Here is a 26,004-nt window from a genome sequence, read left to right as displayed (position 1 = left end):
CCCCCCATGTTTAAAAAATCAACACTGGCATTATTGCTCGGTACCAGTAGTGCCCTCTCATTAACAGCATTCGCTGATGATTTTACAATTGATACAGCAGAAACCACAGAAAACGGTGGCAATACCATTGACGGTGATGATTCGATTACTGTGGCGGAAGACGGTTCGATACGAACAACTAGCCTTCAAGGTAGGGCGATTAGAACAACTGGTGATGAAAACACCGTTACTAACTATGGCTCAATCACGTCATACCATACCGGTATCGAGACGACGGGTAATAACAATACGCTAACAAATGATGGCGCATTATCCGTTTACTTTGCTAGTTTTAACGTCACTGGTGATGAAAATACTATAATTAACTCAGGCAGTATCGACATGGTCCAGCAGTTTTCTGTAGGTGTCTATGTAGAAGGTGAAAATAACACAATACTTAATAGTGGCAGTATTCTGATCTCCAACGACGAAGGCGAACAAGGAATAAGTGTTGCGGGTGGTTCGAATCAAATAACCAATAGCGGCACTATCACAACTTTTGGTGCAGGAGGTAATGGCGGCTTATCTCATGCTATTACAACAGACGGCAGTAATAACGTCATCACTAACGATGGAACCATTACTACAAATGGTGCAGATGCTTACGGTATAAACGCAGATGGAGATAACAATACAATCACCAACAGCGGAACCATAGAAACGGCAGGTGCAGACGCTTATGGTATTTATTCAATAGGTGAAAATGCAAATATCAGCAATGCGGGCGACATCTCGACTTCTGGTGGAAGTGCCTACGGTCTTTATTCCGATGGAGACAATGCCACTATTACTAATAACGGCTCTATTTCCTCTATTTACTACAATTCTCTCGCCTTTGTATCTACTGGTGCAAACACCACAATAACCAACAACGGTTCTATTTTCACAACCGACCTTGGCGCTAATGCAATGGCAGTGACAGGTGACAACAGTACCATTATTAACAATGGCTCTATCTCCACCAACGACAGAAACTCTGATGGATTATGGCTCTCAGGTGGCTACATAGATTTTACCAATACAGGAACCATTACAACTTCAAGTACTTCTGCCGAAGGTCTTTATGTCAATGGTTACTCTGCTGACATTACCAACACTGGCACGATCTCAACAGAAGCAGGTTCAAGTACTTTTACTTCTGCGTCTCATGCGATTTATGTTTCTGACCAAAATATTAATATCACTAACACTGGAACACTTTCCACATTGGGTGAACAATCTAGCGGTATTTATGTATCAGAGGGTGATGGTACGATCATATCTAATACGGGCAACATACTCGTTGAAGGTAAAGACGCTCACGGCATTTATTTAAGCGATTATCAATCTAACACCACGATTACAAACAGCGGGACGATTTCATCAACAGGCGAAGGTGGTTATGCCATTTTGGGGTCTGATACAACCGACACTACGGTTAACTTATTAGCAGGTTCTGTCATTGTTGGTGGAATTGATTTAGGCGGCACAACGGATAATGACACGCTTAATATTTACTCTAATGGTTCAAACCAAACACTCGCGGCATCAACACAAACAATCGAAAATATTAATGTGATAGGCGGTCTTGCACTTATTGCTGACGAGAGCATTATCACACTCGACAGCGCCAACGAAGCTTCTCGTTCTACAACTCTTGCGTCTTCTACCGCCTCTGTTCACAGCATTACTCGCCAACGTATGATGGCGGATGCAAAACCGCTTGCGCCTGTGCAAGTTGCTGCGCTGACGCTATCGCCAAGCATGTTGATTCAAGAGCGCAAACCGGTAGCTTGGTCTCAGTTCTTTGGTGGCAGTTTGTCGCATGAAAAAACCGACACAGCATCGGCATACGACTCCGCTCATGTTGGTCTGGTTATAGGTTTTGAAAAAGACACCAACGGCAATCGCTTTGGTACGTTAGTTGGCATGGTAAACACCTTAACCGAAAGTTCAGGGTCGTTTGAAAACACCACAAGCAGTTTTTATGGCGGTGGTTATTACACAAAAAATCTTGAAGTGATTAACCTATCTTCTTCACTGTTAGTCGGTATTGCTAATAATGAAAACGAACGTTACATCAACAATGGTTCAGAGACGGCAACGTCAGACTTTGGCAGTTTTTATATCAGCCCTTCTGTCACTGTCAGCACGTCTTTTGACGTGACAGATGCTTTGGCGATCCAACCCTCTGCCAGCCTTGATGTCACCATTGCTCAGTTAAGTGATTACACCGAAACAGGTTCGTCAGCAAATTTAACGGTGGATAGTCGTAATCTACAAACGTTAACAACAACGCTGCAACTGGCAACGGTTTATCAACTATTTGAAAACAGTAACCTCTCTTTAACGTTAGGTGTTAGCGCTTTAAATTCTAGCGATGACGACATCAGTGTTAATTTAAGTGGTAACAATCTGACTTACAGTGCAGAAAATGGCACAAGCACGACTCCGTTTGCAGGAGTGGGTTACAGCATGCAGGCATGGACCGACTTAACTATTTCTATGGGTTTAAGCATGGGTAGTAACAGTGATGAAAGCTACACCAATGGCCACTTTACGGCAGCGTATCAATTTTAATTAATTAACTTAATGAACTTAAATTAACCTGCTATAGCATCCATCCGTCCATCTATCTTAATAAAAACACGATGGATGGATGCTTCAAGTGAAAGCCGCTTTTATAGTGGTGTCTTTTACTAACTCGTAAAATCTAATTTGTTACTAAGGTTTTAATCCTCACTGGATTATTTGACTTCGCCCTATAAACATCCAAATAAAAAAAACTACAATAACGAGCCATTAAACGATGGCGATCGTTGTATAGGAGTGCGAGTCATTGATTTCACAATTACCTAAATGGGTGGAATTGGGCGCTTTTGCGCTAGCGTTAATTGCCGGTTGTGTTAATGCAATCGGACTGCTCGGCTTTGAGCATCAGTCGGTTTCTCACCTTTCTGGCACGGCAACTTTATTGGGTGCTCAGTTGCTAGGTTTGTCATGGCAAAAAATATTTCATTTGCTCGGAGTTATGTTAGCTTTCTTGGCGGGCGCTTCGCTGGCAGGGTTTTTGTTGCATGGCTCAACCCTGAGGCTGGGTAAGCATTACGATACGACGCTTTTTATCGAGGCGCTGCTGTTATTTTTATCATCGTGGTTATTATTGAGTGGCTCGTTTTATGGCCATTTTTTTGCCTCGGCGGCCTGTGGTTTGCAAAATGCTATGGCGACAACTTACAGCGGTGCCATTATTCGAACCACTCACGTGACAGGATTGTTTACCGACTTAGGCCTGATGTTGGGTTCCGCCGTTCGCGGTCAGGCGCTCGATAGACGTAAAGCTAAGCTGTTTCTATTTATTATCGTCGGTTTTATTTTAGGCGGTACCGCTGGCGCGTTGATGTATACCGCTTATGGTTTTGAGTCGTTGTTTGTACCTGCTTTTGTTTGCTTACTTATTGGAATGAGTTATCGGGTTTATGTAAAAAACTACAGCCGTTAATTCTGTATTGTTACTGGCACCTGAGCTGCTAAGGGTAATGAGCTATATGATCGTTGATGGACTGTTTTTCCTAATTGGCATTGCGCTGCTGACCTTCGGTGGCGAAGCCTTGATTCGTGGTTCGCTTGCGGCGGCTGAGCGCTTGGGTGTTTCGCCGCTGTTGAGTGGTCTAGTTATTGTAGGCTTTGGTACTTCCGCACCAGAATTGGTGGTCTCTGTTAATGCCGCATTAGATGGTCAGCCTGATATCGCCATTGGCAATGTGGTGGGCAGTAACATTGGAAATGTGTTGCTTATCTTGGGGTTGTGCGCAGTTATTACGCCGCTTGCGGTGCGACCGTTGGCTCTTAAGCGCGATGCAATCACCGTTGTTGCCGCCAGTCTGTTGTTTTTACTGTTGGCTGCTAACCACAGCGTTTCTCGATTCGATGGCCTTATCTTGGTTTCGCTGTTGTTGCTGTATTTAGTTTGGGCTTATTGGACGGAGCGCTACCAAGCTGCGCCTTCAGGTGTGGTACACGAGGCCGAAGCGCAAGCGCTGACATCGAAGCCGAAGTCAATCATTGTCATGACTTTAGCCGTCGGTTTTGGGCTTTTGATGCTGGTATTTGGTTCGCAGTTGTTCCTTATTGGGGTGACCGGTCTCGCTCGTCATTTTTCGGTACCTGATGCGGTAATTGGCCTGACGTTGGTGGCGGTTGGCACTTCGCTGCCTGAGTTATCGATATCGGTGATCGCTGCGATTCGCCGTCACGCCGATGTTGCAGTAGGTAATATTTTAGGCAGTAATATTGTTAACCTGCTGGGTATTTTGGGTGTGTCTGCGCTGCTACAGCCATTGCCTATTCCAGCTCGAGTGTTGCTGTTTGATCAATGGATTCTGTTAGCGACAGCGCTGCTGTTATTAATGTTCTTGTATACCGGCCGTCGTTTAATGCGATGGGAAGGACTTGCTCTGTTGGCTGGTTACGGCCTTTACGTTTGGTTCAGCTTTACTGCCTGAGTGTGGCAACTAAAATCCTGTTCGTTTAAATAGGAGGCGTTATGCCGATAAATCTAAGTTCGGTTGATGGTGTAAAAATTAACCCGCAGCATCGCTTGGTTTGCCATTGTGGCGCGGTAGAGATGTTACTCGATTTACCCGAAGGGTTGGTCGATGTACGCCGTTGCGATTGCTCTTTATGTCGTCGTCGAGGCGCCATTGCCGCTTCGGTTGAATTGGCCGGTATAAAAATTATAAAAGGCCAAGATAAACTAAAGCTGTATCAGTTTAATACGATGGAAGCGAAACATTATTTTTGCAGTGAATGCGGCATTTATACCCATCATCAACGGCGCTCCAACCCGCATCAATATGGTTTTAACGTTGCCTGTCTGGATGGCATTAACCCTTTAAAAATTGCACAGATACCCACTTACGATGGCGTTAATCACCCGAGAGATCGTTCCTAATTAGGCTGCTTTGTCTGTGTTTGGAGTCATAGCTGGTAAGTAAAAATATCTGTTAGTGATAGCTTAATTTTAATATTGAACAGTGTACTATTTGATTTTTGACTGAGTTTGTTGTACAGATGAAAAAATTAACCCTAGTGCTTTATTCTGTCGGTTTGGCGATTATTGTCGTGCCTGTGTTATTGCTGGTTTTGCTGTTCCGTCTAACCAGCGGGCTCTGTTCTAACCAGGTTTATGCCGTTGCTGTTTCGCCTGACAGCCAATACAAGGCGGTTGTGTTTCAGCGCGACTGTGGCGCAACGACCGGCTTAAATACCCAAATATCTGTGGTGCGTTCGCATCATTCGTTAAAAAATTCCGCCGGAAACATCTTTATAGCGCCGGGCTCTCCAGAAGAATACGCCATTAATCTTTATTGGAGCTCTGATTCTGAGCTTAATGTCATGCATGTACTCGACGGTTCTGAATACAAAGTAAAGCACGCTTGGGGGATAGGCGAAAAAGTGCAGGTGCATTACACTAACCCGACTTAACCAGTCGGCGGTTTATTACGACCGATCTCGTTTGTATCGGTCATCAAAAGGCCAACGGCTTGAACATCAATCCCCTTGAGTTTGGAGCTGATATGAATAAAAACAAAAATATTCGTTGGGGCATTATTGGCTGTGGCGCGGTTACCGAAGTAAAGAGCGGCCCAGCTTATCAAAAAACCGATGGCTTCGAAGTGGTTGCCGTGATGCGTCGAAATGCAGAGCTGGTACAGGATTACGCTCAACGCCATGGCATTAAAAAATACTATACCGACGCACAGGCGTTAATCGATGATGATGAGGTCGATGCGGTCTATATCGCTACGCCGCCAGACAGCCATATGGAATACGCGCTTAAGGTGGCTAAAGCGAATAAAATTGCTTGCATTGAAAAGCCATTAGCGCCCAGCTTAAGTGATAGCGAAGCAATTGTTGCAGCCTTTGAGGCAGCCAAGTTACCGCTATTTGTAGCCTATTACCGCAGATCATTACCGCGCTTTCAGCAGGTTAAGCAGTGCATTGATAACGGTGACATTGGCAGCGTACGTCACGTCAGTTGGCAATTCCATAGCCCGACCAGCGCACTCGATGAGTCTAAGGAATACAACTGGCGAACCGATAAGCAGGTTGCTCTGGGCGGCTATTTTGATGATCTCGCCAGTCATGGTTTGGATTTGTTTGCATACCTGTTTGGTAACTATGAAAAAGTTTCAGGCGTTGGCGTTAATCAGCAGGCTTTGTACAGCGCGTTTGATGCTGTCAGTGCCTGTTGGCATCACAAAAATGGTATTACTGGTACAGGCTATTGGAACTTTGGTGCTTTTAAACACAAAGATGAAGTGGTCGTGCTAGGCAGTCTCGGTGAGATTCGATTTTCAATATTCGAAGAGCAACCGATCTATATTTATACTGGCGATCAGACACAGTCGTTCAACATAGAAAACCCAGAAAACATCCAGCGCTATCATGTTGAAAATATGCGCCAGCAACTCAGCAGTGGCGAGCCGGTTCATCCCTCTACCGGACAAACGGCATTGCATACCAGTTGGGTGATGGAACAAATTTTACAGGCTGATTAAATTAATTGGGCTAATCGATTTATGAATAAAACAAGTCAAGAATTTTTGCAGCAATACTTATCGAGTTTAAGTGCAGAGCAAGCTCAGCGTTATTCGTCTTTTAGCAGCGATTATTTTTGTGCCGATAAATACAATGCGGATCTCTGCGCAGAATTAGTTTTGCGCGGAGAAAAAACCGCCACCTGTAGTTTGGATTATTGGTACAGCCATGAAGGTGAACAGATGCCGAGAGTCGGCCATTTACAGGTGGTGACTAACTACAGTGGTGAACCGGTGTGTATTATCGAAACGACACAGGTTAGCCATTGTTGTTATCAGGATGTTACGGCGGAATTTGCCGAGCAAGAAGGTGAAGGCGATAAAACCTTGAGCCATTGGCGAGAATCGCATTGGGATTTTTTTGCTCAAGAGTGCCAGAAACTTAATATAGAACCGACACCAGAAATGCTATTAGTGCTTGAGCGTTTTAAAATGGTTTACCCTAAAAAGTAACGACGAATAAGCTCGTTGCTTTTATTACTAAACTAAAATTTCTCTAACCTCTAACCTCTAACCTCTAACCTCTAACCTCTAACCTCTAACCTCCTTTGCAGGTTTACCGAATGTTTTCAGTTTTAGCTTAGCTAATCTTTAACTTCAGCTTGTAAAACAAGCTATGCGCACAATATCTCTACTGAACCCAATAGATTTGCGCAGAACAATAAACGTGCGCAAAATTTTTAGGAGTAAAACGTGAAGACCAAAAGGTGGTTACAGTACAGTGGCGCATTCATCAGTTTGATGTTTCTCATTGGCTGTGCCACAACCTCCAGTGAATCTATGCAACGTTCTTGGAATAAAGTGCAAGCCGAAAAAAAATCGCCGCTGCGCTTAGTGGTTGATCATTCTCAATCAAATAGTCAGTCGGTTGTTTACGTTCAAGACTGGGCGGGAAAGCCGGGTGAAACAGCCATGAGCGAGGAGTATCAACATGAGGTTGCCTTCCTTGTGATCAATCAACTATGTGGTTATGGTGAACAAGAGTTTATTGAAGCACGCATCGTTAATCACTTTCAGACACGCTGGCAAGAGGTTTGGTTATTCCACGATCCTGCCTCGGCTAGAGAAGATAAGGTCTCTGGTTTAACGCTTTATTTTCAGCAGTCTGCGGGCAGTGAGACTATCGAAATGGAACTGTTTGGCGATTGTCATACAGGCAAAAGAGATAGTCTTAGCTTTAGCCAATAGCATGGCTATTTAGTGCTGCCTAAAAGCTTGCTAGCATGAGCCGACCGTTGTTGAAATCGTTAAGGAGTTCAGATGGGGTATCTTTATTTGGCCATTGCTATTGTTGCAGAGGTTATCGCCACGGGTGCCTTAAAAGCATCGGAACAATTCTCTAAACCACTGCCGAGCATGCTCGTGATAGTCGGTTATGCCATCACCTTTTATTTTTTATCGTTAGTGCTTAAAACCATTCCTATTGGCGTTGCTTATGCCATTTGGTCAGGTTTGGGTGTGGTGCTTATCACGCTCATGGGCGCCATGATCTTTGGCCAAAAACTTGATTGGGCAGCACTGTTGGGCATTGCGTTGATTATCAGTGGTGTCGTCGTTATGAATGTTTTTTCGAAGGCGATCGGTCATTAAGCAAACCGCGGTCAGTTTTTAAAAAGTTGTTACAAATCTATTTTGGCGAAAAGGAGTCATCATGAAACTGGTTGTATTTTTAGGTACCGTACGCGATAGCACACCGCCTAAACCTGCTCGTTTAGGTACGCGAGTGCTTAAAGCCTGTTTAAATTGTTTTGCTGAGCGTTTCAGTGAGCATGAAATTGTTGTCGTCGATGCGCTCGACTACCCAATGGAACCAATTTTTAAGCCGCACTTTGCGTATGCAAAATCGCAAGCACCAACACCGTTGGCAGAATTGGCGCAGACAATTGAATCGGCAGACGGCTACGTCATGATCAGTCCAGAATACAACCATTCAATGAGCCCGGCACTGTCGAATCTACTCAACCATTTTGGTAGCTCGCTGTTTTCCTATAAACCCAGCGCTATCGTTACTTATTCTGCCGGACAATGGGGTGGTATGAGAGCCGCGCTGGGCATGCGTACTTTTTTATCGGAGCTAGGATGCTTACCGGTTTCTGCCATGACGCATGTGCCGAGTGCCCAGCAGGTGCTGAACGAAAATGGGCAATGGCAAGAAGGTGAAGATGCTAAAGCCTGGTTCGACTACTTTTCTCGCAGCTTTAATCAACTTGTTTGGTGGGCCGAGGCTGCACGTCAATTTAAAGCGCAGGTCGACCCTCATCAACAGCTAAAAGCCTTTACCCGTGATCCATCACAACGTAACGCGCCTTAGCTAGGTCGGTATAAAATAACCTTGGCTGAGTTAGATCAAAGTATTCGTAGAGCGGTTTGCTACATAGTAGTGACTATCATTTACATTACTCTCAAATAACGCAGTAAGGTTTTTTATGCATGTACATAGCTTGGACAATTGGCAACACAATCACGACTTTAGCCTAAAGAATAATCAGGGCGAACGCCGAACCTGGTATGTGTTGGTGTTCACGGCTGTCACTATGATTGCAGAGATTGTCGCCGGTAGCCTGTTTGGCTCGATGGCGTTATTGGCCGATGGTTGGCACATGAGCACCCATGTCGCGGCGTTTATGATTACGTTGTTTGCTTATCACTACGCTCGTAAGCATGCCAATAGCCCTGCTTTTGCACTCGGAACAGGTAAGGTTAATGTTTTGGGTGGTTTTGCTAGCGCTATCGCGCTCGCGGTTGTGGCGTTGGTGATGATGATCGAATCGATGCACCGAATGTTTGCGCCACAGGTGATCCACTTTAACGAAGCTATTTTAGTCGCCTGCATTGGCTTAGCGATTAATGTGATCAGTGTGTTCTTGCTGAAAGATGATCACCACCATCATCATCACCACGAACACCACGAACACCACGAACACCACGAACACCACGAACACCACGAACACCACGAACACCGAGCGCAGCCATCTCATTCTCGTGACCACAATTTACAAGCTGCCTATATGCATGTATTGGCCGATGCCATGACTTCGCTGCTGGCAATCGTCGCGTTATTGGCGGCAAAGTATTTTGCTTGGAATTGGCTAGACCCTGTTATGGGTGTCGTCGGGGCTATTATTATTACCCGCTGGTCGTATGGTTTGCTCAAGCAGACGGCGCCTATTTTGCTCGATGCCAGTATCGAACCTAAATACTTGCAGGCGGTGAAAGCCAAAATAGAACAGGATGCCGATAACCGAGTGGTTGATTTGCATGTCTGGAAAATAAGTTCTGATCATCACGCGGCAATCCTTTCGTTAGTGACGCACTACCCGCAACCTATTGAGCATTATCAGGCGTTGCTGGCCGAGTTTGATCGGCTCTCTCATATCACGATCGAAGTGAATCAGTGTCTAGAAGCTCCCTGCATACCGCTAAACCGTTAGAGCCTCGAATAAGCAGCGCCCAGCTGCTGTTTGTTTTAACGCGCCATCCGTTTGTTAGCCAATATTCAGAGTGTCGATTAAGCGAATCGCTTGCTGTATATTGGCTGCAACCTAATCTTTTTAAAAAATTTAACGATTAGCCATGATCGCTAGCCTTAAAAAACCTATACCTTGAGGCCTTTATCTATTTGCCTGATAAGAGATTCATGCTGCTTTATTAATAAAAGGTCAACCATGAAAAAATCTATTTTAGCTTTGTTGTTTATGCTTGCCATGAGTCCAAGTTATGCGCATGCCATATTATTTTCGTATGGCGGTGAAGACATCGTTAAGGTACTCGAACTTCCCGATGACGAGCGCTTCCAAGCCGCAAATGGTGATTACGTCGATATCGGCTATCTCTATAAATCGGTATCGATTTTGTTTGTGCCGGTTTTTAATTATGACGGCAGGCTGGTTGGTATGTTGCAAGACGAAGGCAGCTATATAGACATTCCTAATGAGGATATAAAACTCATCGTTTATGCCGCCGGAGAAACATTGCCAGAAAAGCCGTACCTTAGTTTTTGGAATCGCCTTGGTGGTAAGTTGTTATTTATTGCCGTGATTGGTTTTTTAATTTATAGCGCGGCGATGAAGCGTAAAAAGCAAATTTCTTATTTTAGTGCTTTGCCAACAGTACGCGAACGGCTCAAAGATATCGTCGTTAATAGTCAAGGTTTTGCAGAGATCGACCCGTTAGTATTAAACCAAGAGGACGAGCCAGAGCAATCAGGATTGGCGTTTGTTGCGGTAAAAAAATACGTCAATACGTTCTTATCGGTATCCGTTTTCGACATGAATAAAATTACGGTGGCGCAAGCGAAAGATAACAGCGCTGCCTATTTTGAAAAGCTCATACCGTTAAAAAAATCTGCCTTATCTGGTACTAAAGCGGCTATTCACTATATGTATTTCATATTCGATGCATCACCAAGCGCTGATGATATAGCGGTATTAAAAAGCCTAAAGATGAAAAAAATTCTAAAAGCCAGTAGCTCGGTTCCGGTCATTATTGATTGTGAAAAAATGCAAGTGCATGCACCAGCAGGCGCTATTCCATCGAAAAAAGCCATTCAAAATTGTTTTGAAAAAGCCGAGCAATCGTTCGTGGCTGAATAGTTGTTCTAAAATAATAGGCTGATATTAATGAATGTTTTCGATAGTTCTGAACAGTATTTTGATACTACCTTTAGTCATGAGACGTTACAGGCTATAGAGCTTATAGGGACTGAGTTCGAAAGCTGTGAATTTAATAACTGTGATTTCTCTGACGCTATTTTTGATCGCTGCAAATTTTTAAGCTGCACCTTTAATCAATGCAATCTCAGTTTGATGAAAGTTAAAAATTCACGTTTTTACGATCTAACGTTTACAGATTGCAAACTGGTGGGCGTTGATTGGACTCGTGCTTCTTGGCCATCTTTTCAGGTGGATGCAGAGTTAAGTTTTAATCGTTGCATTATGAATGACTCTTCTTTTTTTGGTTTAACGTTGCATGAGTTAAAGCTTGAAGAATGCAAACTGCATGAGGTCGACTTTAGAGAGGCTAAGCTAAAAAACGCATCAATGAATTATTGTGATTTTACTAATAGCTTATTTATGCATACCGACTTAGAAGCCGTTGATTTTACTGAGTCGAGTAATTTTTCGATCGACCTTATGGAAAATAAATTAACAAACGCTAAATTTACTCGATTTGAAGCCTTAGCGTTACTGGAGTCTTTAGATATTGAGTTAGTGGATTAGCTCGTCCACTAGACCAGCTATGTAAGGATCAACTGTTCAAGAGGATCGTAATGTTCACACTAGACATAGACCCGCAGCTAAAACTTTCGCTTGTTGAGAAAAGCATGGCTGCCCGATATTTTCAAATTGCAGCCACAGAGCGAGCCTATTTAAGTGAGTGGTTAGCCTGGCCGCCGCACGCGCACGATGAACAATTTTTTGAGCGCTTTATTCAAAGTTCATTGCATGACTATGCCGACGGTAAGTCATTAGTTTGCGCGATGATTTTTCAGGATCAGGTGGTTGGAAATATCAGTTTTAATAAAATTGACCAGCAATTAAAACGTGTGGAAATCGGCTATTGGCTGAGCGCTGCCTACCAAGGTAAGGGTATTGTGACTCGCTGTGTTGCTAAACTAATTGAGCTGGCATTTACCAAGTACGAGATGGAAAAAGTGCAAATCTCTGCAGCCGAAAAAAACCAACCCAGCCGCAATGTTGCCGAGCGCTTAGGCTTTACACTAGAAGGTATTATTAGCCGAGCCGAGAATCTTAATGGCCGTGTTGTCGATCACGCCATCTATGGTTTGAGTAAAGTCGCTTGGAAGCAAGCCAAAGCTTAAAAGCCAATTGTTTTATTAATCGCTTCTAATCCAGAGAAAATTAAACAGTTATGCAGTCAGACCCTCATTACAGCATTTACGAAAAACTCATTAACGATGAAGATGCGAGGGCCTGCAAGGCGATTCCCGATGCTGCCTGCAAGGTAGTGCCGGGTAATTTTATGCGCATCATTTACGCACAGTTTTTAACTAAGGTCGGTGATGCGTTAATTAACCCAAAGGTGACATTGCCTTGGTTGATGAACAGCGTCGGTGCGCCGTTGTTTTTAGTCGGTTGGCTGGTGCCGATTCGTGAAGCCGGTTCCTTGGTGCCGCAGCTCAGCATTGCACACTATATTCGTCGCTTTCCGGTACGCAAATGGGTTTGGGTGGTTGGCGCTGTGTTGCAAGCTATTTGCGTTATGGCGATTGGCTTTATTGCGATGAACTTTACTGGCGCTACCGCCGGTTGGTTGTTGATTATCGTACTGACGTTATTCAGCTTATCGCGTGGCCTAAACTCGGTTGCTTCAAAAGATGTTTTAGGTAAAACGGTCCCTAAAAATCAGCGCGGTCAAGCTAACGGCTGGTCTTCTACGGCTGCCGGTTTTGTCACCATTGGTTTGGCTTTGCTGTTGGCATTATCAAGCTACTTAAACTGGCAAGCAGGTGCTGCATTTTATGCTGTGAGCCTTTTTATAGCAGGTGCTGTTTGGCTTGTGGCGGCGCTTATTTATGCTCGAATTAAAGAGTACGGCGGCGAAGTCGATGGTGGTCGCAGCGGCTTACTTGAAGCCTTTAAGCAGTTGTCGTTGTTAAAAACCGATGCCGCCTTTCGCCGTTTTGTGATTACGAGGACGCTGTTTTTATCAACCGCGTTAAGTGCGCCCTACTATCTTATTCTGGCGCAACAAAACACACAGGGCTCACTTTCTATCTTGGCGACCTTTATGTTTGCCAGTGGTTTGGCGTCTTTTATTTCTGGACCAATCTGGGGCCGAATGTCAGATCGATCAAGCCGTTCGGTGATGATTATTGGCGCTTGCTTCAGTGCCATGATCGGCGTTGTTTTATTTTTATGCGATCATTGGTTATCGACGTCGACGCTTTTTCCTTGGCTGTTGGCGGTACTGTATTTTTTGGTCTGCATTGCACACGACGGTGTACGTGTTGGTCGCAAAACCTATTTGGTTGATATTGCCGAAGGCGATAAACGCACCAGTTATGTAGCGGTTAGTAATACAGTCATTGGCTTTATGCTGTTGCTGATGAGCTTGTTCGGCCTGTTAACTCACTGGATCAGTATGGCAAGCCTGGTGTTGTTATTTGCCGTGATCGCGTTACTTGGCGTGCTGTACGCCAAGGCTTTGCCGGATGTCAGCGACTGATTTTTATGCTGATCGTGCGAACTAATTAGCTCGGCCATTGACCGGCTATCTGATATTTGTTTCCCTGTGCATTTACTTAAGCGGAATAGCGAGTATGAAGACTAACTCTAACGATCTGGTTCTCGACTTAGGCCAGCGACACATTGTTATTCAGCGCCGTTACGAAGCCTTTAATGCTTTCAATGATCTTTTGATAGCCATTTGGTTTCTGGTTGGCAGTGTGATGTTTTTATCCAGCACTCTTGTTGAAAACGGTACCTGGCTATTTATTCTTGGTAGCGCGCAGCTATTGATTAAACCACTAATAAAACTCACCAGCTTGGTGCATGTAAGCCGAGCCTTTAAGAGCGCTAAAGATACTCTGAGCGATGCAGGCTAATGCTCTTTTCAAGGTGAATATTTTTCTATTAAACACATTCTATTCAATACTCTTTATTCACCATTCACCATTCACCATTCACCATTCACCATTCACCATTCACCATTCACCATTCACCATTCACCATTCACCATTCACCATTCACCATTCACCAATAAAGACAGCTCTAAACCTCTTTGACTGATTGCATGGCGACAAAGGTTTTGGTGTTGGCAACGTATGGCAATGCCGATATTTTTTCGCCGAGCACTTGCCGATAAGCACGCATGCTTTGGGTGCGTACCTTGAGCAGATAATCGAAGTTGCCAGCAATCATGTGGCACTGTTCTATTTCACCGATTTTAGCGGCTTCGTTATTAAACTTGGTCAGCGCGGCCTCGCGAGTATCGTTTAGAGTGACTTCGACAAAGGCAACGTGGTCGAGCCCCATACGAATGGGGTTTAGCATGGCGCGATAACCCAATATAAAGCCTTCGGCTTCTAACCGCTTTACTCGTGCTTGCGTCGGCGTTTTAGAAAGATTAATGCGCCGCGCTAATTCGCTAATACTAATGCGGCCATCACTCGACAGTACCTTTAGAATCTTTTCGTCATGAAAATCAAGATTTGATGGCTCATTAGAGTTTGTTTTGTCTGGTTTTTGGTTCATATGGATCGTATTTGTTATTTATGTAGTGAAATAGACTATCTCAATTCCCCTAAACTGTGTACCACTTAGCGGAAGGAATATGGCAATGAACTCAACCAGTTTGTTTTATCCATTGGATAGCTCGACATATGCAAATGAACAGAAAAGCCTTGATGAATTAATAACGTTAGTTGGCTTGTCTGAACAGGCTCGACAGGCAATTAGTGCTCGCGGTGCTGCGCTAGTTGAAGAAATTCGTCAGCAAAAATCACCCGCTTTAATGGATGTTTTTTTAGCAGAATACGGGCTATCGACTGATGAGGGCGTTGCTCTGATGTGTTTAGCCGAAGCGCTGTTGCGAGTGCCAGATGCTAAAACTATGGATGCACTCATTGAAGATAAAATTGTGCCTAGCAATTGGTCCAGTCATTTAGGTCAGTCATCGTCTTCATTGGTGAATGCCTCAACGTGGGGCTTATTACTAACAGCTAAGGTTTTAAATGATTACCAACCGGGTGTTGTAGGCCATATTCGCCATGCGATAAAGCGCTTAGGCGAGCCGGTTATTCGTTCTGCGGTTAACTTGGCGATGAAAGAAATGGGTCGTCAATTTGTGCTGGGGCAAACCATTGAGTCGGCCATTAAACGAGCCAGCAAGCTGGAGAAAAAGGGCTACAGCTATTCTTACGACATGCTAGGCGAAGCGGCGAAAACTGAAACGGATGCACAGCGCCACTTGCAAGCTTACGTTGAAGCCATTCGTGCTGTTAGCTCAGAATGTACGGCTGCATCAACTCGAGAGAATCCAGCAATATCGCTAAAGTTATCGGCATTATTCCCCCGTTACGAAGTCGCTCAACGAACAAGAGTGTTAAACGAACTGGTGCCTCGATTAACCTCGTTAGCGTTACTGGCTAAAGAAGCAGGTATTGGGCTCACGGTAGACGCTGAAGAAGCAGATCGATTATTTCTGTCATTAGAGGTGTTCGAGCAGGTGTTAGCCAATCCTGAACTGGCCGATTGGGATGGCTTTGGTGTGGTGGTGCAAACCTATAGTCAGCGTGCTGGAGTTGTAATCGATACCCTTTACCAACTGGTGACTCAGTTAGATCGACACATATCTGTACGTTTGGTGAAGGGAGCCTATTGGGATGCCGAAGTTAAGCTGGCGCAAGTAAAAGGCATGACTGACTTTCCTGTGTTTACATCTAAAGCCGCCAGTGACGTTTCCTATATAGCCAATGCCAAACGCTTGCTGAGCATGACCGATCGATTTTACCCTCAGTTTGCAACGCACAATGCCCATACCGTTGCCACGATTTTGCATTTAGCTGAAGACAATAACGCTTATGAATTTCAGCGTTTACATGGCATGGGCGAACAGCTGTTTAATGTCGTCAAAGCACAAGAAGAGGTGCATTGCCGGATTTATGCGCCGGTCGGAGCTCATAAAGATTTACTGGCTTATTTAGTGCGTCGATTATTAGAAAATGGCGCTAACAGTTCATTCGTAAACCAAATGGCCGATGAAAATGTAAAGCCAGAAGTGGTTGCCGCCGATCCTTTTACTCGACTGATCGGCGATAGCCAGTTTAATAATTTGGCGGTAGGTAGTGAGTTGTTTTCACCACAACGACCTAACTCCAAGGGTTGGGATTTAACGCATCTGCCGACGTTAGAGGCGATAGAAGAGGCCCGGTCGCCGTTCCATCAAGCCCAGTGGCAAGCGGAACCTCTGTTAGCCGATAAAAAAACCACTAGCACGGCGGTCGTTAAGTTAACCAACCCAGCCAATGCTGATGATGTTTTGGGGCAAGCTGTTTTTGCTAATCAAGCCGATGTTGAGGTCGCCGTGAATAGCGCACAACCCTGGTCGGCTGAGGTTACTGAGCGAGCAAAAATTCTTAACAGAGTGGCGGATCTTTATGAGCAAAACTTTGGTGAGTTGTTTGCTTTGCTGTGCCGTGAAGCCGGTAAAACCCTGCCCGATGCCGTAGCAGAAGTACGTGAAGCGGTCGATTTTTTACGTTATTACGCAGCCAATGCTATTCAGGCCGAAGCGGTTGGTCATTTTGTTTGTATTTCACCGTGGAATTTTCCGTTGGCTATTTTTACCGGGCAAATTTCTGCGGCATTGGCGGCCGGTAATGCGGTGCTAGCAAAGCCTGCTGAGCAAGCCCCGCTAATTGCTTATCGCGCGGTGCAACTAATGCATGAAGCTGGCGTGCCTGTGGCGAGTATGCAGCTATTAATTGGCGGCGGTGACGTTGGTGCCATGCTAACGGCGCAGCCAAAAGTACAGGGTGTAACCTTTACTGGCTCGACCGAAACGGCTCAAAGTATTCGTCGTAATATGGCCGAAAATCTATCACCTGGCGCGCCATTAATTGCTGAAACCGGTGGCTTAAATGCGATGATCGTTGACAGTACTGCTCTGTTAGAACAGGCTGTCAGCGCCGTGATTGAAAGCGCCTTTCAATCGGCGGGTCAGCGCTGTTCGGCATTACGTTGCCTGTATGTACAAGCAGATATTCTCGATGAGTTTACCGAAATGTTGTTCGGAGCCATGGCGGAGTTAACACTGGGTGACCCGTGGCAGTTGAGTACCGATATTGGCCCAGTTATCGATGCAGAAGCACTGGCTAACATAGAAAGCGCTGTTGACAAAGCAGAGCAACAAGGGCGTTTGCTTAAGTTGATGCCAAGCTCGGATCAGGGAACCTTTATTGGCCCAGCGGTGATTCGAGTGGACTCTATTAGCGACATAGAAAAAGAAATTTTTGGCCCTGTCTTGCATATTGCTAGCTTTAAAAATCACCAGTTAGCGCAGGTTGTCGATGACATCAACGCGACTGGTTATGGCTTAACCTTTGGCGTGCAAACGCGTATCGATAATCGAGTGCAGTGGTTAAGTGAACACATTGAGGCTGGCAATATCTATGTTAATCGCAATCAGATTGGCGCGATTGTCGGAAGCCAGCCTTTTGGTGGTCATGGCTTGTCTGGTACCGGCCCTAAAGCGGGTGGACCAAATTACCTCAAGCGTTTTTATCGTAATGCGGTTGCAGAAACAGCGGCAACTGAATTACCTAAAAAGACAGCGCAAAGTACAGAAGCGTTGGCAGAATTGCAGCAAAAAATAGATCAGGCAACTGCCGAAACCTTTATCACACCAATGACATTACCGGGGCCGACGGGGGAATCAAACTGTCTAAGTTTTGTTGCCAAGCCTGCGGTGCTATGTCTTGGACCAAGTGTGGAGTTGGCAGAGCAACAGGCGCAGCAGGTTCGTCAATGCGGTGGTAAGGCGGTGGTCTGTGCGGGTTTAATCTACAGTGAACAGTTGCAAAAACTTGCAGGTTTTTCTGCCGTGATTTGGTGGGGCGACGCGACACAAGCACAGCAACTGGAAAAAGCCTTGGCAGCAATGCAAGGCGCACTGCGACCGTTGATTATTGGCCAGCCAGATATTGCCCATGTTGCTTATGAACGCCATGTTTGTATCGATACCACCGCCTCTGGTGGTAATACCGAGTTATTGGCTGGCGGTTAATGGTTAAGCCTGCTCATCAGTAGCCTCGTTTAGCTTAATACTTAAAGAGTGAGCACACAGCTTGCGTTAGCCGTCACGATTACAGGCTGACGCAAGCTGGTAACGCTGACAGATTGCATCAGGATTCGCTAGAATAGCGGCTGGTTATTTTTGTTTAGGTCGTTATGTCTATTAAACACGCAATTGCGCACCAATTGGTCTGCGCTTCTGAGTCAACACTGACTCTCCGTCCAGATTTATACCCGCTTGATGATTCGCTCAATACGCTGCTGGCACAAATTAAGAGTGCTTTTTTTAACCGTGCGAGCAAACAGTATGGCCAGTTCGATAACGCCAATGGCACGGTAAAAACCCTGCTTGAGCAGTGGTCATCGCAAGATTTGAGCTTTGCCGAATTGACCGTTCAGTGGTTAAAACAGCTAAGAATGGCGATTGAACAGGACGAGCAAGAAACCGAAGGCTATTGGTTTTTTGCCGAAGAAGAGACCGAACAGGATAGATTGCTTTGGTTTTTCCAGCTTAAACACAAGCACGGCATTAAGCTCAATAAATCGATAGACATAGAAGCCAGTAGCGTTATTGATTTTGCTAAATTAGGCTTTGGTGGCTGTATAGATTTAGCCGCCTTTGCTCAGCAAGAGCAAAAATACTTAACCATCAGTTTTGGCTTTGGCGACCGAGCGCTGCAAAGCAGTTTGGTCAATTTTATCGACTTTGTCGATACAGTAAATACCGCCGAAGATACCGAGCGATTTTTAGAAATCGTCAAAGCCTATAGCCAGTCTTTACCGCAAGAAGCCGGCGGAAATTATCGAAAAAAAGCACTGGAATACTGCGCCGAACAAGACAAATTGGGTGAGCTTGTTGTTGCCGATGAAATGGCCGAAGTGATCAAAGATCAAGTGCCGAGTCAGACAGAGCAAAGCCTAACAGACTTTATTGAAACCGAGCAGCCAGAGCTTAAAAAAGAGTTTATTCCTAACCGAAGTGCGCTTAAAAAATTCCAGCGTTATACCGGTAAAACTAAAGAAGTTTCTATCAGTTTCAGTAATGAAAACTTGGGTAAAACCATTCAGTTTGATCCAGATAATGAAACGCTGACAATCACGCATTTGCCGCCCAGTTTAGTTAAGCAGTTGCACTCGGCATTGCGCGATAACGAAGGCTAGAACAAAAAAAATTATAAAAAGATCGCTTGTAAAGACAGATTAAGTTTTTTATGCTGTTTTCAAAGCAGTCCGTCGGGGTGCCTAAATTAATTTAAAACAGCTAGCCTTTAAACAATATAGTTTTAAATGAGCTAGCGTTAAAATTAGTTAGGCTGAGAGATGCTCGCATCAACCCGGTGAACCTGATCCGATTAGTATCGGCGTAGGGAACGGATACGATTTTATGCAGCAATAATGCATCCTCTCGTGCACTCTTTTCCTATGTCGCTTAGTAAAACTTGGTGATGTAGATGACAAATTCTTCTCCTAATAATTCAACGCCCATAGCGCTCACTATTGCCGGTTCTGACAGCGGTGGTGGTGCCGGAATTCAAGCCGATCTGAAAGCCTTTTCTGCTAACGGTGCCTATGGCGCAAGTGTTATTACTGCCATTACTGCGCAAAATACTCAGGCGGTGACAGCGGTTCATCCGGTGCCGATTGATATTGTCAGCGCACAAATTAAAGCCGTGCTGGATGATCTCAATGTGCAAGCCATTAAGATCGGCATGCTGTTTTCTAGTGAGCTGGTTGCCGCAGTATTCGAGGCGTTAAAAGATTATCAGGGTTATCTGGTATTGGACCCGGTGATGATTGCAAAGTCTGGTGATGCCTTGCTGCAAGACGAGGCCATCGACGCCTTGAAAAGCCTGCTCATTCCACGAGCCAATCTTATTACCCCCAACTTTCCTGAAGCCAATGTATTGTTGAACTTGCCAGCACAGCAGGCTATTTCTGAGCAACAAATGCAACAGCATGCGCAATCATTGTTAGCGCTTGGCGCAGATGCGGTGTTGCTAAAAGGCGGTCATGGTGACGCAGATATTTGCCGTGATCTTCTACTCGGTCATGAGTTTGCTGCAAAGCTTTTTCAGGCGCCTCGCATTGCCACAAAAAACACGCACGGTACTGGCTGTACCTACTCTTCGAGCATTGCTGCTTGGTTAGCCAAAGGCGTTACGCTGCCGGAGGCTGTTGAGCGCGCTCATCGTTATTTGCATACCGCTATTGCCAAGGCCGATCAATTAACGGTCGGTAAAGGTCACGGCCCTGTTCATCATTTTCACGAAATTTGGCGGTAATCGAAATGAAAAAATTGGCTGCGTTCTACCCTATTTTTGATAACAGCGAATGGCTGCAACGTTTAGTGCCGCTCGGTATTGAATTGGTTCAGTTGCGAATTAAAGATCAGCCGATGTCGGTTGTGCGTGAACAGATTATTCAGGCTGAAAAAATTTGTCAGGAACATCAATGTGATTTGGTGATTAACGACTATTGGCAGCTCGCCATCGAGCTGGGTTGTCAGTGGCTGCACTTAGGCCAAGAAGATCTCGACAGCGCCGATCTTGCCGCAATAAAAAAGGCCGGCATTAAACTCGGCATCAGTACACACGATGAAGCCGAATTAGACCGAGCGTTGGCGTTGCAACCTGACTACATTGCCTTGGGCCCGGTTTATCCAACCATTTTAAAAAAAATGAAATGGCATCAACAGGGTTTAGAAAAGCTCACCGAGTGGCGTGAAAAAATTGGCGATATTCCATTGGTTGCCATTGGCGGCATGTCGGTCGATCGCGCTCAAGGCGCATTTGACGCAGGCGCAGATATTGTTTCTGCCGTGACTGATATTACGCTCAATGAAAACCCCGAGCAGCGTGTTAATGAGTGGCTCGAACGCTGTCGTCCTCAGCGCCAAAATTTATAATTTTTATTTATCTCTAAGTTACGAATAAAAAATCCCTTTAACGTTTTTAATGGCGATACATATGACAGATACGATTCCGAATTACGGTAAACATTTTTCCCTGTTACGTGCTGGCTGTAGTGAGCAATGGCAACAGTATATTGAGCACGACTTTGTCGCAGGTTTAGCCGACGGCAGCTTGCCAGAAAAATCATTCTTACAGTACATGATTCAAGATTACGTTTATCTGATGCATTACTCACGCGCTTGGGCGTTGGGTGTGGTTAAAGCTGAATGCCCAGAAGAGATGCGCCTCTGTGCCGCCACGGTCGACTCGTTGATTAACCATGAACTTTCGATTCACGTTAAAACCTGCGCCGCTCAAGGTATCAGCGAAGCAGAAATTTACGACGCTAAAGAAGAACTCGAAACCATCGCCTACACCCGTTATGTGCTCGACTCTGGCTTGCAAGGCGACTTTTTAGATTTGGTGCTGGCGTTGGCGCCCTGTGCCTTTGGCTATGGTGAAATCGGCTTGCGCCTTAAGCCTTACGCGGTGGCAGGCAACCCCTATAAAGATTGGATCGATATTTACAGCGGTGAGCAATATCAACAGGCCTGCGTTGATATCGGCCATCTGTTAGATCTTGCCATTGCCCGTCGTGTCGGTGATGCGCCTGAGCAAAGTCCAAGATGGCAACAGATGCAGCAACGTTTTACGACCGCAACAGAACTGGAAGCTCAGTTTTGGTCCATGGGTTTGCGAGCAGGTCGCTCGTAACCGTGATTAAATTTTAATTAGCAATCGATTAGCTACTAACTGATTTTATTAAATAGGAAACCCAATGCTTACCAACCTTAGTGCCATTATTTGGCTTAGTCTTTTTTCAGTATTTTTTGCGCTCGCAGGCCTGTTATTTGCGCGCCGCCAACCATCTAACCTAGAAGATTTTATTATTGCGCGAAACAGCCAAACTGGTAGCGCAACGCTGCTCACATTATTGGCGACAACGCTTGGCACCTGGGTTTTATTTGGCCCTGCTGAGCTGGCAACTTGGGGAGGCATCAGTGGTGTTATTGGTTATGCCTTAGGCGTATTAGTGCCGGGCCTTGTGATGATTCCATTGGGTAAGCGTATTCGTCAGTTGATGCCTAATGGCCATACGCTGACCGAATTTGTTTATGCGCGTTATGGCCGTGGCGTTTACCTGTTTGTCTTGGCGATTATGTTGTTTTATTTGTTTATCGGTTTAGCTGCGGGCTTAACTGGTATTGCTCAAATTGTTGCGCTAATTGCGCCAGTGCCATTATGGCTGACAGCCAGTATCGTGATCGTTGCAACCCTGCTTTACACCCTGTATGGCGGGCTTAAAGTGTCGATCTTCACCGACCGATTACAGATGTTGATTATCCTGCCGTTTATCGTACTTGTTTTAGTGTTAGGTTGGTATGCGACTGGCGGTGCGGCACCGGTTGTCGAAGGTTTGCAGCAAAAGGCTGCGCATCTAATTAATCCATTCGAAAGCTCTGGTATCAAAGCGGGTATTACCTTCTTTTTAGCGGTGGCATTAACAGGCTTGTTTTATCAAGGCACATGGCAACGAGTGTTTGCAGCTAAAGACAGCAAAGCGTTAGCTAGCGGCTTTTTACTCAGCGGTCTAATTGGTTTCCCGATTATTGTCGCTTTGGGTTTATTTGGTTTGGCTTTTGTTGGTTTGTCGCTGCCGGGAACCGGTGCAACGGCACTGTTCAGTGTGCTGCTTGATGGCGCACCCTATGCGTTATTGGTTGGCTTGGTCTTCTTTGGCCTGGCGTTGATTATGAGCAGTGCGGACTCTTCGGTGAGCAGTTTTCATAGCTTGTTTATTATTGATATTAAACGTTTGTTGCCGAACATCGAGCAATCCCGTTTGATCGTGCTGTCGCGTTGGTTGGTTATTGCTTTGTCGGCGATTGCATTGTTTGTTGCCTCTAAAGGGTTAAGTATTCTGTACCTATTCCTGTTAGCCGATTTACTTTGTTGCGCTGCGGCCTTCCCGGTATTTTTTGGTTTTTATAATCGTCGCTATAAAAGTTATCAGGCCATAGTGAGTATCGTTGTCGGATTGGTCTGTGGTTTTTACTTTTTCCCAAAACCGGGCCAGCCTGCCGAGTTTTTATATGAATCCTTTATGTTAGCCAGCTTTGCGCCGGTTGCTGTGTCATTGTTGCTATTGATGTTGCCGAGCAAAAAAGTCTTCGACTTCTCGATCATTGCAAACCAAGCGAAAAAACTATCCAGCTAGTTTAAATGTTCTAATCCCTGCGTTGCCCGTTAATGATGATGTTCATTAACGGGCTTTTTTAATTTGGCTTAGCCTTTCGATTGTCATTTCCTGTATGCATACTTAAGCTGCTAACAATTCGTTTTTAATTCAGTTATAGAAAAGGAGTGCAGCATGGAAACCGTATTAATTACAGGTGCCTCTAGAGGTATTGGTCTGGAATTAACCCGCCAGTTTTTACAGCAGGGTTATCAGGTTATAGCAACCTATCGGAATCAGCCGAGCGATGCACTTAGCGAACTAGCAACGAATCAGCAGCTGGTGTTAAAAGAATTAGAAGTCACCGATCAGTCAGCGATTAAGGCGTTATCGGCGCAATTAGCGGGTCAAACGATCGATATTTTAATCAATAACGCTGGCACCATCGGTGCCGATGACCAATCTCTAGAAGGCATTGAGGCGAGTGCTTGGCTGGATGCCTTTGCTATTAATAGTATTGCTCCGTTAATGGTCACGCGTGCCTTGCTGAGCCAGATTGAGCAGTCAGAAAATCCTCGTATTATCACCATCTCTAGCCAGATGGGTTCTATGCAGCGTGACAGTGTTGGTATGTATGCGTATCGCAGCTCAAAAGCGGCAGTAAATAAGGTTGTTACCGTGCTTGCTAATGAACTCAAAGCAAAGGGAGTTGTTGCTTGTGTGGTGCATCCGGGTTGGGTTAAAACCGATATGGGCGGTGAAAATGCAGATATTACAGCGCAAGAAAGTGCCACAGGCCTATTAGCATTGGCGCAAAAACTTAGCTTGAATGACACGGGGCGATTCTTCACTTGGCAAGGTGACGAGCATCCTTGGTAGCTGTTCGTTTATAGGCGCTTAGTTTGCCTAAATAGATTTGAATGGATCCTCAGGTGATGCCTATTCCAGAAGTTAAATGCCTGAATAGGCAACAATAAAAATAAATGGAAAGCGCTTAGATACCGTCTATTGTTAGTTGTGATCTTGTATAAAGAGCACGCAACATGAACATATCACGAAAGTTGATGGTGATTGTTAGCCTGACGGTATTTGAAGTCAGCATTACCATATGGGCGGCTTTGCAATTATCCAAAGGCGCCACCTTTCATCAGCTTAATTCGTTACATTTAAAATATAATGTTGAGTATAGCAACGCCGTAAGCCAGTTGATGGAAACAGAAGCGGTCGATGTTGATTACTTGCGTGCCTTGATAAAAGACGTTCAACGTCAGCCTGCCGAATGCCTTTTGCAAGTTAATGCCGTCGATAAGCTGATTATGAGCTTAATCAATACGTCCTATGCATTAGATATTTGTAAAAAGGATGTTGCGGATGCCAATGTTGTTTTAGCGGCTCTGGATCAGTTTGAAAACCAAGAGTTGAGCTATCAGGATATGCTCATGCAGCTAAGACGAGCAGTAGATGAATTTACTGAAAACTCTACCCGCTTTGAAAAGCCGATAACTAAGACAGTTAATTTTATCATCACAGTGATGCTGCCGATGATTGTGATTATTTCACTGTGCAACATTCTGTTTATCAGTTATCTCTCACGCAATATTTCAGGCTCTATTCGTGGCGTTATCAATATTTTGTCAGCCGATGGTCAAACCGATAAAGGCGACACGGTACAGAATCTCATCCAGAGAACCTCAGGCGAGTTAGGTTTGTTGCTTAAAGTTGCCGTTGAGCGCATCGAGCAAGATGCGATGAACGAAGAAAGTAATTCGCTACTGAAAAAAATAGTCGATAGCCGAACTGCATCACTGAAACAAGCGAATGAAGAACTAGAGCAATTTTCTTATCGTGCGTCGCATGATCTTAAATCTCCGCTAACCACAACGCGCCAGCTGATTAAGCTTATAGAAATGGATATGGCGCAGGGTGATTATCAAGAAGCTCAAGTAAATCTGACAAAAATAGACAGCCAGACAACACAGTTAATTCAGCTAGTGGAAGATATGATGACATTGGCGAAAGCGGATGTGTCTGAAGTCGATGCCATGCATGTCGACTTCAGCGATATAGCTTCTGCTATTCAAAATAAATTGGCGATACAAATAGAGGCGTCATCAGTACAGTTTGGCTTTTCGTTTCCAGCAGACGGAACCTTTTATGGTGAATACATTCGGCTACAACAAATTTTAGAAAACCTAATCGCTAACGCTATTAAATATAAAGATAACAATAAAACGACGCCGATGGTCAGTGTTGAGATAGCCGACAGCGGAAAGAGTACGGTGATTTCAGTGAAAGATAACGGGCTGGGAATCCCAAAGGAATATCAACATCTCTTATTTAAAAAATTCCGGCGCTTTCATCCTCAAGTTAGTCAGGGCTCCGGTCTAGGCTTGGCTATTGTTAAAAAGCATGTCGATATGATGAAGGGAACTATTTCTTTTATAAGCAGTGATCAAGGCACGGAATTTAACGTCATGATACCAAAATATAAAGGATCCTAA

The 26,004-nt window shown here is 44.9% G+C and carries 25 protein-coding genes and 1 riboswitch; of the genes, 24 read left to right on the top strand and 1 reads right to left on the bottom strand.

The features are described from left to right. Positions 1-6 precede the first annotated feature (6 nt). The 16 genes from FME95_RS08985 to FME95_RS08910 all read left to right on the top strand — a co-directional run bounded on the left by FME95_RS08985 (position 7) and on the right by FME95_RS08910 (position 14,187). A complete protein-coding gene (locus FME95_RS08985; protein WP_147714051.1) occupies positions 7-2,598 on the top strand; it encodes an autotransporter outer membrane beta-barrel domain-containing protein in 2,592 nt (863 codons plus the stop codon). 259 nt (positions 2,599-2,857) lie between these two features. Next, entirely contained in the window at positions 2,858-3,520 is a 663-nt protein-coding gene (locus tag FME95_RS08980; protein WP_147714050.1) for a YoaK family protein, read from the top strand. A gap of 49 nt (positions 3,521-3,569) precedes the next feature. Beyond that, positions 3,570-4,523, top strand: coding sequence for a calcium/sodium antiporter (locus FME95_RS08975; protein WP_147714401.1), 954 nt, complete (start codon positions 3,570-3,572; stop codon positions 4,521-4,523). A gap of 41 nt (positions 4,524-4,564) precedes the next feature. Further along, positions 4,565-4,972: a GFA family protein gene (locus FME95_RS08970; RefSeq protein ID WP_147714049.1), complete on the top strand. Its 408-nt coding sequence runs from the start codon at positions 4,565-4,567 to the stop codon at positions 4,970-4,972. Between the two features lie 119 nt (positions 4,973-5,091). Then, positions 5,092-5,505 carry a hypothetical protein gene (locus FME95_RS08965; RefSeq protein ID WP_147714048.1) on the top strand — a complete coding sequence of 138 codons (414 nt, stop codon included), beginning with the start codon at positions 5,092-5,094 and terminating at the stop codon, positions 5,503-5,505. A gap of 92 nt (positions 5,506-5,597) precedes the next feature. Next, entirely contained in the window at positions 5,598-6,581 is a 984-nt protein-coding gene (locus tag FME95_RS08960; protein ID WP_147714047.1) for a Gfo/Idh/MocA family protein, read from the top strand. Between the two features lie 21 nt (positions 6,582-6,602). Continuing rightward, positions 6,603-7,073 (top strand): ASCH domain-containing protein, encoded by a 471-nt coding sequence (locus FME95_RS08955; RefSeq protein WP_147714046.1) that lies wholly within the window; start codon positions 6,603-6,605, stop codon positions 7,071-7,073. A 240-nt stretch (positions 7,074-7,313) separates the two neighbouring features. Continuing rightward, on the top strand, positions 7,314-7,808 hold the full coding sequence (locus tag FME95_RS08950) for a hypothetical protein (protein WP_147714045.1): 495 nt from the start codon (positions 7,314-7,316) through the stop codon (positions 7,806-7,808). 72 nt (positions 7,809-7,880) lie between these two features. Then, the gene (locus FME95_RS08945; protein WP_147714044.1) at positions 7,881-8,210 is read left to right on the top strand and encodes a DMT family transporter; all 330 of its coding nucleotides are present in this window, start codon (positions 7,881-7,883) and stop codon (positions 8,208-8,210) included. 61 nt (positions 8,211-8,271) lie between these two features. After that, positions 8,272-8,931, top strand: coding sequence for an NADPH-dependent FMN reductase (locus FME95_RS08940; RefSeq protein WP_147714043.1), 660 nt, complete (start codon positions 8,272-8,274; stop codon positions 8,929-8,931). Positions 8,932-9,046: 115 nt separating this feature from the next. After that, the gene (dmeF, locus tag FME95_RS08935; RefSeq protein WP_147714042.1) at positions 9,047-10,051 is read left to right on the top strand and encodes a CDF family Co(II)/Ni(II) efflux transporter DmeF; all 1,005 of its coding nucleotides are present in this window, start codon (positions 9,047-9,049) and stop codon (positions 10,049-10,051) included. Positions 10,052-10,285: 234 nt separating this feature from the next. Next, entirely contained in the window at positions 10,286-11,212 is a 927-nt protein-coding gene (locus FME95_RS08930) for a hypothetical protein (RefSeq protein WP_147714041.1), read from the top strand. Between the two features lie 27 nt (positions 11,213-11,239). After that, on the top strand, positions 11,240-11,839 hold the full coding sequence (locus FME95_RS08925; RefSeq protein WP_147714040.1) for a pentapeptide repeat-containing protein: 600 nt from the start codon (positions 11,240-11,242) through the stop codon (positions 11,837-11,839). Positions 11,840-11,889: 50 nt separating this feature from the next. Then, positions 11,890-12,441, top strand: a complete 552-nt coding sequence (locus tag FME95_RS08920) for a GNAT family N-acetyltransferase (RefSeq protein ID WP_147714039.1) — start codon at positions 11,890-11,892, stop codon at positions 12,439-12,441. A 50-nt stretch (positions 12,442-12,491) separates the two neighbouring features. Continuing rightward, the gene (locus FME95_RS08915; RefSeq protein ID WP_147714038.1) at positions 12,492-13,808 is read left to right on the top strand and encodes an MFS transporter; all 1,317 of its coding nucleotides are present in this window, start codon (positions 12,492-12,494) and stop codon (positions 13,806-13,808) included. 94 nt (positions 13,809-13,902) lie between these two features. Next, complete coding sequence (locus FME95_RS08910; protein WP_147714037.1) at positions 13,903-14,187, top strand: YrhK family protein; 285 nt, start codon at positions 13,903-13,905, stop codon at positions 14,185-14,187. A gap of 166 nt (positions 14,188-14,353) precedes the next feature. Here FME95_RS08910 and FME95_RS08900 read toward each other — a convergent pair whose 3' ends face one another. Then, positions 14,354-14,836 carry an Lrp/AsnC family transcriptional regulator gene (locus FME95_RS08900; protein ID WP_147714035.1) on the bottom strand — a complete coding sequence of 161 codons (483 nt, stop codon included), beginning with the start codon at positions 14,834-14,836 and terminating at the stop codon, positions 14,354-14,356. Between the two features lie 85 nt (positions 14,837-14,921). Between FME95_RS08900 and putA the strand changes: the two genes are divergently transcribed. From putA to FME95_RS08860, 8 genes are all read left to right on the top strand, one after another. Beyond that, on the top strand, positions 14,922-18,368 hold the full coding sequence (putA, locus tag FME95_RS08895) for a bifunctional proline dehydrogenase/L-glutamate gamma-semialdehyde dehydrogenase PutA (protein WP_147714034.1): 3,447 nt from the start codon (positions 14,922-14,924) through the stop codon (positions 18,366-18,368). Between the two features lie 164 nt (positions 18,369-18,532). Further along, complete coding sequence (locus tag FME95_RS08890; RefSeq protein ID WP_147714033.1) at positions 18,533-19,537, top strand: nucleoid-associated protein; 1,005 nt, start codon at positions 18,533-18,535, stop codon at positions 19,535-19,537. Positions 19,538-19,600: 63 nt separating this feature from the next. Continuing rightward, a riboswitch (TPP riboswitch) is annotated at positions 19,601-19,763 on the top strand. A gap of 64 nt (positions 19,764-19,827) precedes the next feature. Then, a complete protein-coding gene (gene thiD, locus FME95_RS08885; RefSeq protein WP_147714032.1) occupies positions 19,828-20,658 on the top strand; it encodes a bifunctional hydroxymethylpyrimidine kinase/phosphomethylpyrimidine kinase in 831 nt (276 codons plus the stop codon). Between the two features lie 5 nt (positions 20,659-20,663). Next, complete coding sequence (locus FME95_RS08880) at positions 20,664-21,281, top strand: thiamine phosphate synthase (protein ID WP_147714031.1); 618 nt, start codon at positions 20,664-20,666, stop codon at positions 21,279-21,281. A 61-nt stretch (positions 21,282-21,342) separates the two neighbouring features. After that, positions 21,343-22,041: a thiaminase II gene (tenA, locus tag FME95_RS08875; RefSeq protein ID WP_147714030.1), complete on the top strand. Its 699-nt coding sequence runs from the start codon at positions 21,343-21,345 to the stop codon at positions 22,039-22,041. 64 nt (positions 22,042-22,105) lie between these two features. Then, entirely contained in the window at positions 22,106-23,545 is a 1,440-nt protein-coding gene (locus FME95_RS08870) for a sodium:solute symporter family transporter (RefSeq protein ID WP_147714029.1), read from the top strand. A 153-nt stretch (positions 23,546-23,698) separates the two neighbouring features. Further along, entirely contained in the window at positions 23,699-24,382 is a 684-nt protein-coding gene (locus FME95_RS08865; protein WP_147714028.1) for an SDR family oxidoreductase, read from the top strand. A 164-nt stretch (positions 24,383-24,546) separates the two neighbouring features. Continuing rightward, complete coding sequence (locus tag FME95_RS08860) at positions 24,547-26,004, top strand: sensor histidine kinase (protein WP_147714027.1); 1,458 nt, start codon at positions 24,547-24,549, stop codon at positions 26,002-26,004.

The sequence above is a fragment of the Reinekea thalattae genome (assembly GCF_008041945.1).
Taxonomy (GTDB): domain Bacteria; phylum Pseudomonadota; class Gammaproteobacteria; order Pseudomonadales; family Natronospirillaceae; genus Reinekea; species Reinekea thalattae.
This window is presented reverse-complemented; position numbering and strand designations above follow the sequence as displayed.